This window comes from Bradyrhizobium sp. LeoB3 (assembly GCF_055456055.1).
The window spans coordinates 107,737-122,197 of record NZ_JBVBEF010000012.1 but is presented as its reverse complement, the minus strand read 5'-3'; the positions used below and the strand labels follow the sequence as shown (position 1 = coordinate 122,197).

At 63.2% G+C, this 14,461-nt stretch carries 12 protein-coding genes; 7 read left to right on the top strand and 5 right to left on the bottom strand.

Annotated features, from left to right (window positions below; genetic code table 11):
• Positions 1–111: 111 nt before the first annotated feature.
• Positions 112–453, bottom strand: a complete 342-nt coding sequence (locus ACZXDY_RS12030) for a hypothetical protein (RefSeq protein ID WP_464345623.1) — start codon at positions 451–453, stop codon at positions 112–114.
• A 466-nt stretch (positions 454–919) separates the two neighbouring features.
• Between ACZXDY_RS12030 and ACZXDY_RS12025 the strand changes: the two genes are divergently transcribed.
• The gene (locus ACZXDY_RS12025; protein ID WP_464345622.1) at positions 920–1,141 is read left to right on the top strand and encodes a hypothetical protein; all 222 of its coding nucleotides are present in this window, start codon (positions 920–922) and stop codon (positions 1,139–1,141) included.
• A gap of 130 nt (positions 1,142–1,271) precedes the next feature.
• On the opposite strand, the gene ACZXDY_RS12020 is transcribed toward ACZXDY_RS12025, so the two are convergent.
• Positions 1,272–1,541 (bottom strand): hypothetical protein, encoded by a 270-nt coding sequence (locus ACZXDY_RS12020; protein ID WP_464345621.1) that lies wholly within the window; start codon positions 1,539–1,541, stop codon positions 1,272–1,274.
• 964 nt (positions 1,542–2,505) lie between these two features.
• Here ACZXDY_RS12020 and ACZXDY_RS12015 point away from each other — a divergent pair.
• From ACZXDY_RS12015 to ACZXDY_RS12005, 3 genes are all read left to right on the top strand, one after another.
• Entirely contained in the window at positions 2,506–2,652 is a 147-nt protein-coding gene (locus ACZXDY_RS12015) for a hypothetical protein (protein WP_155255165.1), read from the top strand.
• 107 nt (positions 2,653–2,759) lie between these two features.
• Positions 2,760–3,578 carry a DUF2066 domain-containing protein gene (locus ACZXDY_RS12010; protein WP_464345620.1) on the top strand — a complete coding sequence of 273 codons (819 nt, stop codon included), beginning with the start codon at positions 2,760–2,762 and terminating at the stop codon, positions 3,576–3,578.
• 322 nt (positions 3,579–3,900) lie between these two features.
• Positions 3,901–7,269, top strand: coding sequence for an adenylate/guanylate cyclase domain-containing protein (locus ACZXDY_RS12005; protein WP_464345619.1), 3,369 nt, complete (start codon positions 3,901–3,903; stop codon positions 7,267–7,269).
• A gap of 64 nt (positions 7,270–7,333) precedes the next feature.
• Here the strand turns inward: ACZXDY_RS12005 and ACZXDY_RS12000 are convergent, their stop codons facing one another.
• A complete protein-coding gene (locus tag ACZXDY_RS12000; protein ID WP_464345618.1) occupies positions 7,334–8,695 on the bottom strand; it encodes an NAD(P)/FAD-dependent oxidoreductase in 1,362 nt (453 codons plus the stop codon).
• A 152-nt stretch (positions 8,696–8,847) separates the two neighbouring features.
• The gene (locus tag ACZXDY_RS11995; RefSeq protein WP_464345617.1) at positions 8,848–10,512 is read right to left on the bottom strand and encodes a GMC family oxidoreductase; all 1,665 of its coding nucleotides are present in this window, start codon (positions 10,510–10,512) and stop codon (positions 8,848–8,850) included.
• Positions 10,513–10,702: 190 nt separating this feature from the next.
• Between ACZXDY_RS11995 and ACZXDY_RS11990 the strand changes: the two genes are divergently transcribed.
• Together ACZXDY_RS11990 and ACZXDY_RS11985 are read left to right on the top strand one after the other, a co-directional pair.
• The gene (locus tag ACZXDY_RS11990) at positions 10,703–11,512 is read left to right on the top strand and encodes an MlaD family protein (protein ID WP_464345616.1); all 810 of its coding nucleotides are present in this window, start codon (positions 10,703–10,705) and stop codon (positions 11,510–11,512) included.
• Between the two features lie 99 nt (positions 11,513–11,611).
• Positions 11,612–12,766, top strand: coding sequence for an alpha-hydroxy acid oxidase (locus ACZXDY_RS11985; RefSeq protein WP_464345632.1), 1,155 nt, complete (start codon positions 11,612–11,614; stop codon positions 12,764–12,766).
• 177 nt (positions 12,767–12,943) lie between these two features.
• Here the strand turns inward: ACZXDY_RS11985 and ACZXDY_RS11980 are convergent, their stop codons facing one another.
• On the bottom strand, positions 12,944–13,345 hold the full coding sequence (locus ACZXDY_RS11980; protein WP_464345615.1) for a DUF1330 domain-containing protein: 402 nt from the start codon (positions 13,343–13,345) through the stop codon (positions 12,944–12,946).
• Between the two features lie 137 nt (positions 13,346–13,482).
• Between ACZXDY_RS11980 and ACZXDY_RS11975 the strand changes: the two genes are divergently transcribed.
• Positions 13,483–14,433: a DMT family transporter gene (locus ACZXDY_RS11975; protein WP_464345614.1), complete on the top strand. Its 951-nt coding sequence runs from the start codon at positions 13,483–13,485 to the stop codon at positions 14,431–14,433.
• Positions 14,434–14,461 lie beyond the last annotated feature (28 nt).

The window sequence follows — 14,461 nt, the reverse complement described above, 5'->3', positions numbered from 1 at the left end:
TTTTCTTCGAATCGTCATCCCGCTCTAGCTCTTTGTTTGAGCATGATCTCCGCGCAAACGCTTCGCGTTTGTCGCGAGGGAAAACCGGCCTCTACATTTCCGGATCATGCTCTAGCGGCGGCCGCAATAAGAGATGCCGCCGCCAGCCGACGCACACGCGCCCTTCAACGCGGGCCAGCCGGGAGACATCCTGGCGGCAGGAGTTGGCGCCCCTCCATTCAGAACGTCCAGGTTGGGATAATAGAACGAGAATGATCCCGGCTCCTGGATGGCTGCCCTCATGGTCCCGTCCGGATTGAAGTCGTTCCTCGGATTATACCCGGAGTCCCGCCGATTTTTCATATACAGGGCGCTGCTGCTCGCAGCGTCCTGCGCGGGAGCTTGCGCGAATGCCGACGTCGCTGCGGTGGCGGACAGCAGCGCGGCCGCTGCAAGAGCTTTGAATGAAATCATTTTCGTTTCTCCTGCATGGATCGATTGTAGTCCGGCGAGGGACGAGACGAATTGATCCCGCTTCGCGAGGTGAACGTGCTGTCTGGATCGCGAGCTATCTTGAACGGAAGCATGTGCGTTTCTGAAAGGGAGACCGAGATCGGAGCCTCGATATTTCCCGATCACGCAAACGTTTGGCGGTTTGCCATCTGCCTCAATGAGGCAGACATCGCATGGGTTCACGGCAAGGCTGGGCCACTTCCGTAACGGCGAGACGGCGACGGACAGCAGTGATGCGATCGCAGTCTGCCAGCGCCGATGCTCAGCCTCGATGCGGCAGCGTCAAGTGTGCTCGGCGCGCCGCGCAGCGTGCGCAGAAGGTCACGCTTCGTTGAGGGCGCATGATGAAATATTTCCGAAGGCCGGCCGCTCTTCACAATAGGGAGCCGAGCGCTTCCTTGGCTTCTGTCATCATATGGAGAAACCAATGACCAAAATGACCTTCGTATCGGCCACGCTCATCGCAGCCGCCGTATTCACAACGCAGGCCATGGCTGCACGCAACGATGTCGCGGCGCGGCACGCCACGACCAAGGTCCATAGGGGCGTTATGGACTGTGTGCGGGCTCCAGACGTCGGCGCATTTGCCTCGGATCCCTATATTGTACCCCCCTGCATGCCCAATACCGCTACTGGCACGTTCCAATAACGACAATGAGTCGGGCTGGCAGACCTCGCCAGCCCGACTGCGTAGGGAGTCTACGCCTGTCGACACTCAAACTTTTCGGCGGCACCGCGACGCTGCACGCCGCTCTCGCGCGGTTTCGGCAACAGCGCGATCATTCTTTCGGTGCGGGATGCCGCTTGCGAATTTTTTCACTACTCGCCAGGAGTTGATCATACAATCGGTCGATCTCGCGCGCCTGGTTGGGCGTGACATCCTTCTGATGCAAGGCTCTCAGCTCACGCTCGGTTGGCTGGTAATTGCGACCATTGCGAATCGGCCATGGCTCCTTGTGAACGGGCGGGGCGTCCTCTGCAGATCCGATGTTCGCCAGCGCTAACGACGCTACAGCCAATGCGACCCCAAGGAGAATGTTTCTTGACATGGCTCGCTCTCAATCAGCTATCGAGGCTCAGACAGAAGCGCCGCTCATCAGAATGGGAAAACGTTACCGAGCGTGTGAATCAGCCTGCTCGGTAAATTGTTCAGCATGTTGTGACGACCAAGCTCGACGGGCTTGTCATCCCAACAACATGGATGCGAATGGATCATGGGCATTCTTGGCAGGTTGAGCGGCTCGCGGGGCAGAGGTGCAATCCACGTGGCGCACGGGCGCGCTCGAACGAACCAAATATTTGGTAGGGACATCCACTGCGTTGGCTGCAAGCGCAGTGGGAGTGCCAAGCGCGATGGTCCTCACGGCCAACATTGCGTAAGCGAGAACGGCACGTCGTGATTTGTCGGCCATCATCGCGATTCTCCGTGCAGAGGTTTACCAGGAACGAGTGAGCGGACCCCAACAGGCTCGCTCATCTTTCCAGATCGATTTCGTCGCAGCCTTAGTCCAACAAGAGTTTGTGATGGATTTGATCGCCGCTGGGGGCGCTTGCGAAACGCCTCACTCACACGCCTCGAGCGCCGCCTTGCCCCACAGCGGACTTGTGTTGATCTCGATCAACGTTGCTGCCCGGCACCGGTTTTGATTTCACCCAGCGCACGCATCAGAACGACCTTTGCCGTCGCTGGACGCTGAGGCTCGCGTGAAGGGCTGCAGCACGCAGCTGCGCCTTTACGGGCCGGTCGAACCTTGGCTCGACAAGAGGTGGCGTCCCGGAGAGATCGAGCCGATGTGAGTGAGCTTCCAAGGTGCATCATCGAACCTCGGCTATCTGCCCCTCGGAAGTGGCCGCTCGGAGCGCCGGGAATTTTGGGTCGTGTCCCGCCTTCCAGCCTCCGGTCGACCAGGCTCGATCGGTCGTGTGGCGTATTGACGGCCGCGCCCGGCGTGTTCATCATCCTTGGCAGCGGTCACCTAATGCGTAGTCTGCCAACCCCGTGGAGTGACAGCCATGATGCAGAACCTCGTGGCCGGAGGTGTCTTGGTGGCTTTGATTATCATGGGCTTGCTTGCCTTCGCCCAGAAACACGAAGGGTGCTTGCACGGGCGCTCGATCCAGACCTTCAAGCCCTGCGGATCGATCAGCACTACAATGTAGTGCTGGCTGGGGTATTGCCGCCGTATGGCCACCAAGCGGCTCGGCATCGTCAACCCTCCTTCTCTTACTCTTGGCGCTGTTAAGAGATGATCGTGCGATGTCCAGGTGTGGTCGCCCTCATCGTCAAGATATCGCTGATGGCTGTCCTGGCGAACTGGCCCGGCACATCTGCAGTCGCAGCGGAGAATCTCTATCGCGCACAGACAATCGTCACGGGAGAGGGCGAAGCCGATCGCATCATCGGCTTTGCCGCTTGTCTCGAGGACGTTCTCGTCAAGGTTTCCGGAGCCCTCAAACTCGAGAGCGATCCTCGGCTAGATGCGTACAAATCGCGCGCGGCCGATTTCGTCGGCGCCTATAGCTACCACGACCAGATGTCCGGCAAGCCGAAGCGCGACGAGCAGGGCACCCGCGACCGGCCGTACGATTTGATCGTCGATTTCGACGACAACAAGATCAACGATGTTCTCAACTCGCTCGGCGTCAGGCCCTGGCTTTCGCGCCGCCCGATCCTTGGCGTTTTTGTCGGGATGGAGCAGGGCTCAAGACAATATATCGCCACATCGGATGCAAGGCAGTCCGACCTGCAACGTGACTCGCTTCTCGCCGCCGCCCTGAAGCGGGGCATGATGATCGTGCTGCCCGATGTCGCGGCATTGGCGAAAGCCAATATCAATGCCGCTGAGCTCTTGACGATGGCATCCTCGACATTGGCATCTGTGGCAGCCGAACGGGGTGGCGAAGTCGTCCTAGTCGGACGGCTAAAGTGGGACGAGTCGGAGCTCGGATGGGCGACGGAGTGGCGGATGGACTGGAATGGCCGGACGCACCGATGGCAGCTTCGCGGCGTCACATTTGATGAAGCCTTCCGCCGCGGCATCGGCGGCGCGGCCCAGATCCTCTCGGGGAACGGTGATCCGGGATAGGCGGAAGCGACCGGCCACTGCCCAAGACGGCGCCTTTTGACCGCCACCGGAACAATCGGCGCAATGACGTTGGCCGTCTGATCTGTGCGGCATTTCACTCTCAATCGATGTAATCTGCGGTAATTCAACCTGGGGCCCTGACGAGCCCGGATGCAAAGTTCATTTTCCTTTCGGAGGCGCGGCGAATGGGCCGGCTGCCTCGCAAGTGCGGCGTTCCGATCGATAGTGGCGTGGCGAGCGCACACCTTTTGTCCCGTAGCCGCGCGGGAACACAGGTCGGCCGGCAAGGCCATGATTGACAGCAGCTCAGCCGGGAGGCGACGTGCAGGAGATTGCCGAGTGGCTTGATCGACTTGGTCTCGGGCAATACGCGCAGCGTTTTGCCGACCACGCGATTGACGTGTCCGTTCTGCCCCACCTGACGGACGACGACCTGAAGGACATCGCAATTCCGCTCGGGCACCGGCGGAAAATCCTTGCAGCCATCGGCGAGCCGCCAGCCCCCACGCAGGCTGCACCCGAGCGCGCCGTAGCCTCGGTGGAACCGAAGGCGCCCGACACGGCGGAGCGCCGTCAGGTCACCGTGATGTTCGTCGACCTCGTGGGCTCGACGGAACTTTCGACGCGCATGGATCCGGAGGATTTGCGAGACATCATTTCAACCTACCAGAAATGTGTCACGAAGACCGTGCGACGCTTCGACGGCTTCGTGGCGAAATATATGGGCGACGGCGCTCTCATCTATTTCGGCTATCCGGAGGCACACGAGGATGATCCGGAGCGTGCGGTACGGGCCGGGCTGGAGCTGATCTCGGCGATTTCCGCCCTCAAGGCTCCGGTCGTTCTGCAAATCCGCATCGGGATTGCGACCGGGGTGGTGATCGTGGGAGATCTCAGCGGGTCGGGCAACGCTCAGGAGCGCGGCATTGTCGGTGAAACTCCAAACCTGGCCGCGCGGCTGCAACAGGCCGCGTCACCCAACATGGTGGTCATTGCTGACGGCACCCGGAGGCTGCTCGGAAATCTGTTCGAGCTGCAGGATCTCGGGACAAGAGACCTCAAGGGTATCCAGGGCGATGTGCGCGTTTGGGCGGCACTGCGACCCAGCTCGGTGGCGAGCCGCTTTGAGGCACTGCACGCGGGTGCCCTGACGCCGCTGGTGGGGCGGGAAGAAGAACTCGAGTTGCTGCTTCGGCGCTGGTCAAGAGCCAAGGCCGGCGAAGGTCAGGTAGTGCTGATTTCCGGCGAAGCGGGGATCGGCAAATCACGGCTCACCTTCGGACTGTTGCAGCAACTTGCGCTCGAGCCGCACATACGCCTGCGTTACGTCTGTTCGCCGCAACACACCGACAGCGCGCTTCATCCGGTCATCAGCCAGTTGATGCGCGTCGCCGCATTGGAAGACGATGACGGCCCGCAATCGAAACTGGACAAGCTCGACGCGCTGCTGGCACAGAGCTCGACGCCGCCTGAGGATGCATCCCTGATCGCCGAATTGCTGTCGTTGCCCAACGATGGGCGCTACCCTCCGGTCGAAGTCGAGCCGCAGCTCCGTCGTCAGAAAACGCTGGCAGCTCTCTGTTCGCAGCTCGAGGCGCTGGCGCGGATCAGTCCCGTGCTGATGATTGTCGAAGATGCGCATTGGACCGATCCAACCAGCCTCGAATTGTTTGCCCGGGTGGTGGATCTGGTCGCCGGACACCGGCTCTTGATGCTCGTCACTTTCAGGCCGGAATTCAGCCCGCCCTGGATCGGACGGTCGCATGTGGCTGCGCTGACGCTCAATCGGCTGACGCGGCGCGACATCGCTTCCCTCATCAAGGAAGTCGTCGGCATCTGGTCGCTGCCGACAGGCATCCGCCAGGACATCATCGAGCGCAGCGACGGCGTTCCGCTGTTCGCGGAGGAAATGACCAAGGCGGTGCTGGATGCGGAGGGCGAGAACGAAGCGCAGCGGGCCGCCGCAGCAAAGCCAAAGTCGGTGGTGCCGGTCCCGGCCAGCCTGCAGGCCTCGTTGATGTCGCGGCTCGACCGGCTCGGCTCGGCGAAAGATATAGCGCAGGTTGGCGCGGCAATTGGCCGGGAATTTCCCCACATGTTGCTGGCCGCGGTGGTGCGAAAGCCGCCGGCGGAATTGGCCGGCGCGCTTGACCGGCTGGTAGCGGCGGGTTTGCTGTTTCGGCAGGGCATCCCGCCGCATGCGAGCTATCTGTTCAAGCATGCGCTGGTGCAGGACGCAGCTTACAGCACGCTATTGCGCGAGCCACGGCGCGTGCTGCATGCGCGCATCGCCGAAGTCCTCGAGAGAGAGTTTCCCGAAATCGCCGAAAGCCAGCCCGAGTTGCTGGCGCGTCATTACATGAATGCCGACCTGATCGAGAAGTCCGCGTTCCTCTGGGGCAAGGCGGGACAACGCTCACAGGAGCGCTCGGCACTGGCCGAAGCCGCAGAACAACTTACCCACGCCCTGGCGCAGATCGCGACCTTGCCCAGCACGCCCGATCTGCGGCGCGAGCAGATCATTTGGCAAACCGCGCTCGTGAACACGCTCATGCATGTCAAGGGATATAGCGCGCCCGAAACCAAGGCTGCCGTGGCTCAGGTGAGAGCGCTGATCGAGCAGGCGGAACAGCTCGGAGAATCTCCCGACGACGCCTCATTGCTGCTTTCGGCGCTGTTCGGGCAATGGCTCGTCAATTTCATCAGCTTTGACGGCGAGGCTGCGCGGGAGCTCGCCGCGCGGTTTCTTGCTCTCGGTGAGAAGGACGGGACGACGGTACCGCTCATGGTCGGACACCGCACCATGGGGAGTACGCTCGCGTTCATGGGGGACCAGGTCAAGGCTCTGGCGCACTACAACGAGGCGCTGGCGCTTTACCGTCCGGCCGAGCACCGGCGATTGATGACGCGCTTCGGCCAGGACCTCCGGATGACGTGCCTGGGCTTTCGTTCAATGGCGTTGTGGCAGCTCGGCTATCCCGATGCTGCGCTCAGGGATGCAGACTGCGCGCTGATGGAAGCGCGCCAGATTGAACATGCCGCCACTTTGATGTTCACGCTGAACTTCCCAATTCTTGTGAACACCTATTGCGGAAATTATGACGCGGCAAACGAGTATCTCAAGGAACTTGCCAGCCTGGCGGAGGAGAAGCGCGCGCCATTCCGAAAGGCAGAAGGGGTGTTGCGGCGAGGCTATGTCCTCACCCTCATGGGACGAGCCACGGAGGCAGTCGAGACGGTCACGTTGGGCATCGATTTATGGCGATCGGCCGGATCGACCATATTCACGCCGGAGCACCAGTTCATGCTGGCAATCGCGCATGCGGATTCGGGCCAATTCGACGATGCCTGGCGCTGCATCGACAAGGCAATGGCGGCGATGCAAGTCACCAAGGAAAAGTGGTGTGAGGCTGAGGCGCATCGCGTTGCCGGCGAAATCGCGCTCAAATCGCCGCAGCGTGACGTGGCGAAAGCGAAAGCATATTTCGAGCGATCCCTCACTCTTGCGCGCGCACAGCAGGCCAAGTCGTGGGAATTGCGCGCAGCCATGAGCCTGGCACGGCTTTTGGCTGAGCAGGGCAAGAGAGAAACGGCCCACGACCTTCTCGCCCCGGTCTACGATTGGTTCACCGAAGGTTTTGACACACGCGACTTGCGCAACGCCAGAGCCTTGCTTGGCGAGCTTCATTGACAGCCTTCATTGACAACCCTGCCGCAACGAAGCTTCGCCCTTTTCAACCTCGCGGAGGGCTGAGCTATTCGGCAGCCATTTGGGACAGTTCAAGCTGAACGAGCCGCTCGACGGCCGGCTCCTGGAGAGCGCTTGGCGGCTTCAGCAATTGCTGAACCTCTGCGAGCAGCCGGTGAACGGCAGGATCGCGCATCGCGGCCCGAAGCAGGGCTCCGTTATATTGGAGCCGGCTCTCGAAATCCACCGGGCGCTCGCCGCGTGTCTCGGGATAGACCAGATCCGGGATCGCCGACATGTTCCAGGGACCCTCGACCAATGGCAGGCTTTCGGAAAAGAACGCCAGCGCCAGTCCGGCAAGCGGATCGGCCTTGGTCGCGCGCCCCTGCAGAAGCTGCCTCAGAAGGCGAGCTTCCTGCGCCGCCGCGCTCATGCCCTGGCCATAGACCGGGTTGAAGCGGCAGATCGAATCGCCGATCGGCAGCAGGCCGCGCGGGAATGCGCTTAGCCGGTCGAAACGACGCCATACGCTGGCTGGGAAGGCATAGCGCTCGAATCCGCCCTGCCGCTCGGCGTGCGCAATGGCGTTGTAGACCGTCTGCGTCTCGAGACGCCTGGCATAATCCATGAAGCCGTCCGGCTCAGCCGGCGGCTGTTCGCCGAGCCGTCCCGAGAGCGTCACGACCCAGCGGTTGCCTTCGATCGGCATCAGATAGCCGCCGCGGCTGCGTTCCGGCGCATGGGGATGAGTGGCGACGCCTCCCCAATCGGTGGATGCATCCTGGGGAATGGCGAAGGTCGTCGTCGTATAATGGAGATCGACACCAATGACGATTTCATCAGGTACCGGCTGCCTGGTCGAACGGAGCAGCGCCAAGGTTGGCGCACCACGTCCGGAAGCATCGACAACGAGATCGGCTGCGAGGGTTTCCTGCCGCCCATCGGCATCTTCGCATATGACGCCTGTGACCATGGTGCCATCTGATGTAGCGGTGATCTCGAGCACCCGGCATCCCGGCCGGATCGTCAGGTTGGTCAGCCTCTCGGCCTGTCGGCGCGTGATCAGCTCGATCAGCGGACGGGATGCGCAGTAGAGGAACCAGCCGAAATCACGCGACGGGAGTGGACCGAGACCCGGGATCTCCATGCGCACGTCGCGTGACATTCGAAGCGGCACCGAACCGGCATTTGCCAGATCCCGCTCGAAATGCGGAAACAGGTCGGTCAGCGCCCGCTGGCCGCCCGGCAGCAGAACGTGCAGATGCCGGGATTGCGGCGTGCCCGCTCGCGGCACTGCCTGTTCAGGCAGGCGGTCGCGCTCAAGCACGATCACCCGTTCGAAGTGGTCGGCCAGCGCACGCGCCGCGGCCAAACCAGCCATGCTCGCACCGATCACTACGGCCTGTTTACCGATCGCTCTGACTACCATCGCAGTCTCTCCTCATTCGCGCAGCGGTGTCGCATCATGAGGGGACGAACGGGTTACAGCGTGATTTCAGCGCGGAAGAAGCGCGTTACGATCGTAGTGCCGCGAGGCGACGACCGCCTGATCTGCGCACAAAGTGTTCATTTGAGATTGCTCTACCCCGCGAGCACCAGATCGCTGGCCTTCTCGGCGACTGCGATTGCGGCAGCATTGGTCATCGCCTGCGGGATCCCGGGGAACACCGAGGCATCGATGACGCGCAGGCCCGCCACGCCTTTCACGCGCAAAGCCTCGTCGACGACGGTCCCGATGCGGCACGTGCCGACAGGGTGATGAAATGAATCTGTCGCGCCGCGAATGAACTTGCGGATGTCGCCGGCGGTCTTTGCCTCGGGCCCCGGATAGACTTCGCGGGCTCGCCAGTCGGCAAAGGCTGCACGGGCACCGATCTCGCGGGCGAGAGAAACGCCCTCGACAAGAAGGTCCATGTCGGCCGGCTCGGAGAGATAGTTCGGATCGATCAGAGCCGAAGCCCGCGGATCGCCGGAGGCGAGTTTCACGCTGCCGCGGCTGCGGGGCCGCATCAGGCAGGAAACGACCACGTAAGCCGGAGGAGGCAACGGGCCGACGCTCGGCAGGACGAACGGCAAGGACAGGCACATCACAAGGTGCTCCGGGCTGTCATCTGGGTCGGTGCCCGGCACGTAGAGGACAGCGTCGGCATGGTTGTAGTGCGAGCGCGGCACCTCGCGCCGTGCGGCATACGCCACGCCCGCGACCAATGGATGGTCCTGGAGATGGCCGCCGACATCCGGCAGGTCCACGACAACGGGAATGCCGAACGATCGGAGCTGGTCGGCCGGGCCGATTCCCGACAGCATCAAAAGGCGTGGCGAATCGATCGCACCGGCACAAAGCAGCACCTCGCTCGCGGCCCGCAAGATGCGTTCGGCGAGCCGCACGCCGATGCACCGTCCACCTTCGATCACGAGTCCCAGCACGTCCGTGTCGACCAGCAGATCGACGCTCACGTCTTCGAGACTTCCGAGATACGCCGTCGCCGCATCGTGGCGGGCGCCGTCCTTGATACTGAGTTGATTCCAGCCGACGCCGGTCGTGACCTCCCCTCCGATATCCGGTGACATCGGGTATCCGAGGTCTTGTGACGCCGTGACGAAGGCGGATGCCACCGGATTGCGATCCCCGACATCCGCGAGCGACAGGACGTGGAGAGGACCACTGCCTCCCCGCCATGCACTGGCACCGCCGGAAAAAGTCTCGGCGCGCTTGAAGTATGGCAAAAGGTCCGCCGCGCGCCACCCGGCGGGCCAGCGGTCATAGGCAGCCGGGTGGCCGCGCTGATAGGCCAGAGCATTGATCGTACTGGAGCCGCCCACGACCCTGCCGCGTGGACAGCGGATAATGCGGCCTCCCAACCCCGGTTGTGGGGTCGTCAAATAACGCCAGTCAAGCTCGCTACCCTGCAGCTTGGGCCACTCCTGTGGATCCCTGACCGCTGCCAGCTTCGTTTCTCCGCCGGCCTCGATGAGGAGCACCCGTCGTCCAGCGACAGCGAGTCGATGCGCCATGACGCAACCGGACGAGCCTGCACCGACAATGATGTGGTCGTAGGACGAAGCGAGCTGCTCAGGCGAATGCAATACGCGGACGCCGGATGCGGGCCCTGCCCCGGCGCCTGCGGAACGAGCCAGGCTCGACAGCGCGAGGCCGCCGCCGACCGTTGCCGCCAGGGCGTCGCGGCGATTGAGTTGCCGGCTCGTGACGCCGCCGCGGCGATCTCCTGAGATCATGCTGGACATTGGTCTCCCCCGCCTGCTGCCCGCCGGCCTGCACAGCTCGCTTCCTTGCACCAATCTTTTTACGCTTTTCTTGCCTCTCGGTACAAAGTGGTTACGGAACATCACGACGATCTTGCCGAATTGTTCGCTCGCCGCGGTGACTGGCCGCCGCAAATCCGCTATTTTCGCAGCTCATTTCGAAGGTCGAAACATGGTGCGTGCCAGCAATGTAATGATCGGGACGTTGGCGCTGGCGTTGATCGCCGGCGCGCTGAGCGGCTGGCTCGGTTACCGCAAATATGCCGGAATCCAGCGGCAGGTGCCGCTCCGGGTGATCTTTGAGGGTTCGGCCTCGGGTCTGCGCCGCGGCGGCAGCGTGAATTTCGCCGGCGTGCGCATCGGCGAGGTGGAGTGGATCAGGCTCGACCGTCACCGCGTGATCGCGATGACACGGATCGACAAAACAGCGCCGATCAAGAAGGACACCCAGGTCGGCCTCGAATTCCAGGGCCTGACCGGCATTGCCGCGATCTCCTTCACCGGCGGCACCGACGAGGCACCGCTTCCGCCGACCGGCGCCGACGGCATTCCGGAATTGACCGCCGATCCCCTGGGGACGATGGGCATCCAGGAAAAGATCCGTGCCGTATTGCGCAATGTCGACACGGTCATCGACGACAATGAGGATGCGATCAAAGACACGTTGCGGGGATTCGAGACCTTCACCGCCTCGCTGTCGAGCAATGGCGAGAAGATCAGCAGCGTCATCAGCACCGCCGAGGCGGGCGTCAGTGCCGTCGACGACGGCATGAGCCGCACCGAAGCATTCCTGAAGAGCCTCGGCAGCGACAAATATGGCGGCGAATTGCTGCCGACCGTGATCTCGCTGCGCGAACTGATCGAGGGCTTCGACAAGAAGTCCGGCGCGCTGATGGCCGACACGAGGAAGATGCTCGGCGATATCAGCCAGTCCGTGAACCAGGCGAACCGAAAATTTGGCGGAACCGGCGGCGGGCGCTAACGTAGCGCGACCATAACAAATACGGAAACGCCCGCTGTGCACGACAAGACGATCAGCCCGCCCGCGCCGCCGCCCACGGTATCCCGCGCCCAGAGCGCCGTGCCGCGGCGTCTGCAGCGCTATCTCACGCTTGACGATTTCGAGCCGGCCGCGCGACGGCTGCTGCCGAAATTCCTGTTCGGCTATATCGACGGTGGCGCCGAGACCGATGCGGCCAAGCGCGACAACCGCAGGGCTTTCGTGGAATACGGCTTCGTGCCGCGCGTGCTCAAGGACGTCTCCGGCCGCGACCAGACCACGACCTTGTTCGGCAAGACCTACGCCGCGCCCTTCGGGATTCCGCCGATGGGCTCGTCCGCGCTCTGCGCCTATCGCGGCGACATCGTGCTGGCGCGGGCGGCCGCCGCGATGAACGTGCCGATGATCCTGTCCGCCTCCTCGCTAATCACGCTGGAGGACGTCCGCCGCGAGAACGAGGCCGCATGGTACCAGGCCTATCTCGCCGGGGTCGACGCGCGCATCGAGCCTCTGGTCGACCGCGTGGCTGCGGCCGGCTACGACACCTTCGTCGTCACCGCCGACGTGCCGGTGGCGCCCAACCGCGAGAACAACATCCGCAACGGCTTCCAGGTGCCGCTTGCGATCACGCCGCGGGTGTTCTGGGACACGATCACGCATCCGGATTGGCTGCTCAACACCTGGGCGCGCACGGTTCTCAATCACGGCATGCCGCATTTCGAGAACATGGACGCGCAGCGCGGCCCGCCGGTGCTCTCAAAGAACCTGATCCGCAACATCGGCGCACGCGATCAGCTCGCCTGGAAGCATGTCGAGCTGATCCGCAAGCGCTGGAACGGCAAGCTGGTGGTCAAGGGCCTGGTGTCGCCGGAGGATGCGCGGATCGCGCGCGAAAGCGGCGTCGACGGAGTGATGCTGTCCAACCACGGCGGCCGCCAGCTCGACTACACGGTCTCCGCGCTGCGCACGCTGCCGGAGATCGCCGCGAAGGCAAACGGCATGACCGTGATGGTCGACGGCGGCATCCGCCGCGGCACCGACATCATCAAGGCCCTGGCGCTGGGCGCCGACTTCGTATGGGTCGGGCGACCGTTCCTGTATGCCGCGGTCGCCGCCGGCGAAGCCGGCGTGACACGCGCCATCACATTGTTACGCGACGAAATCGACCGCGATCTCGCGCTGCTCGGCATCCGTTCAATCGGCGAGATCACGCCGGACCTGGTGCGGAAGTTTTGAGATCGCTTCTCCCTCTCCCCGTTCTTACGGGGAGAGGGTTGGGGTGAGGGGCTCTCTCCGCAAGCACGGAAATAGACGAACTCGCGGAGGCTCCTCCTCACCCGGAATTCAAGCTGCGCTTGAATTCCGGCCTCTCCCCGCACGCGGGGCGAGGCAATCCGAGCTCGCCGCTCGGCCCTACCCCATCCTGAACTTGCTGTAGGCCTCGCTGGTCGCGACGATCACGTGCTCGGCGCAGGCGTTGCGGCGGTGAGGGTCGCAGAGAGTTTCGTACTCGGCCGAGGTCATCATGTCGATGAAGGCCGCGACGGCGGGGTAATGGACCAGCGCCAGGTAATCCCACTGGTTGCCGTCTGGCCGGCCGAGCGCGACCGTTTTGGCATTGCCGGTCCAGAGCAGCGTGCCGCCGCGCGCCTTGATCATCGGCACCGTGAGCGCGCTGTAGCGCAGATAGGCGTCCCAGCCCGAGCCCTCGCCATCGAGCGAGCGCTCGCGAAAGCGCATCAGGTTCACCATCACGACCGGCTCGTGCGGCTGCAGCGCCTTGAGGCCTTCGACGTTCAAGAGGTCCACGCCCATCCGTCTCTCCGATGATTCCTTGTGCAGTTCAGCATCGCATATGTCGCCTCCATGACGCGCCAGCGGCAGCGCGCATGGCTGCTCTCTTCCGGAGCGTCTTGTCGCACGCGGAGAATCCGGCAAAAAGGTCCCGCAGCATGACCGACCTCCGCGCCTTGCCGTCCGCATCCGCTCCCACACGCCGCTCCGCGATCGCCTGGCTCAACAACCAGCCCTATCTGCTGCTCAGCCTGACCTCGCTGTTCTGGGCCGGCAATATCGTGATCGCACGCTATGTCGGCAATCACGTGCCGCCACTGACGCTGTCCTGCCTGCGCTGGCTCGGCACCAGCCTGATCCTGCTGCCCTTTGCCTGGCCGCATCTGCGGCGTGACTGGCCGACGCTGCGTGCCCGCCTGCCGCTATTGCTGCTGCTCTCATTGACCGGCTTCGCCTTCAACAATGCGATCTCCTATTGGGGGCTGCAATACACCGAGGCCCTCAACGCGCTGTTGATCCAGTCGGCGGGGCCGCTGTTCGTTGCGCTGTGGGCGCTGGTGCTGTTCGGCGTGCGGCTGACCGGCGCGCAGCTCGCCGGCATCACCCTCTCGCTGGCCGGTGTGCTCACCATCATTCTGCGCGGCGACCTCGGCGCGCTCGCCTCCATCAGCTTCAATCGCGGCGATGTGATGCTCGCCTCCGCGCTATTGTCGTTCGGACTCTATTCCGCGCTGATGATGCGGCGCCCGGTGACGCATCAGCTCTCGCTGATCGCGTTCACCACCGGCTGCGGCGCCTTGATGCTGGTTCCCGGCTCGATCTGGGAATATATGACCGGCGCCACGCTCAAGTTCGACGCGCTCACGCTGGGAACGCTGGCCTATGTCCTGATCTTCCCGTCGGCAATGGCCTATCTGTTCTTCAACCGCGGTATCGCGCTGATCGGACCGAACCGGGCCGCGCCGTTCTTCCATTTGGTGCCGGTATTCGGCTCGGCGATGGCGATCTTCCTGCTCGGCGAGGCGCTGCAGCCGTTTCACCTGATCGGCTACGCGCTGGTGCTGGCCGGCGTCGTGATCGCCTCACGACGAGGCTCGGCCAAACGGTGAATGCGGCGCGGCAACGCCTTCCGCTTTC

What these genes read in the sequence shown, in the direction of transcription:
- ACZXDY_RS12030 (WP_464345623.1), bottom strand. Translation starts at nt 453, where the DNA reads ATGATTTCATTCAAAGCTCTTGCAGCGGCCGCGCTGCTGTCCGCCACC.
- ACZXDY_RS12025 (WP_464345622.1), top strand. Translation starts at nt 920, where the DNA reads ATGACCAAAATGACCTTCGTATCGGCCACGCTCATCGCAGCCGCCGTA.
- ACZXDY_RS12020 (WP_464345621.1), bottom strand. Translation starts at nt 1,541, where the DNA reads ATGTCAAGAAACATTCTCCTTGGGGTCGCATTGGCTGTAGCGTCGTTA.
- ACZXDY_RS12015 (WP_155255165.1), top strand. Translation starts at nt 2,506, where the DNA reads ATGATGCAGAACCTCGTGGCCGGAGGTGTCTTGGTGGCTTTGATTATC.
- ACZXDY_RS12000 (WP_464345618.1), bottom strand. Translation starts at nt 8,695, where the DNA reads ATGGTAGTCAGAGCGATCGGTAAACAGGCCGTAGTGATCGGTGCGAGC.
- ACZXDY_RS11995 (WP_464345617.1), bottom strand. Translation starts at nt 10,512, where the DNA reads ATGTCCAGCATGATCTCAGGAGATCGCCGCGGCGGCGTCACGAGCCGG.
- ACZXDY_RS11990 (WP_464345616.1), top strand. Translation starts at nt 10,703, where the DNA reads ATGGTGCGTGCCAGCAATGTAATGATCGGGACGTTGGCGCTGGCGTTG.
- ACZXDY_RS11980 (WP_464345615.1), bottom strand. Translation starts at nt 13,345, where the DNA reads ATGGGCGTGGACCTCTTGAACGTCGAAGGCCTCAAGGCGCTGCAGCCG.
- ACZXDY_RS11975 (WP_464345614.1), top strand. Translation starts at nt 13,483, where the DNA reads ATGACCGACCTCCGCGCCTTGCCGTCCGCATCCGCTCCCACACGCCGC.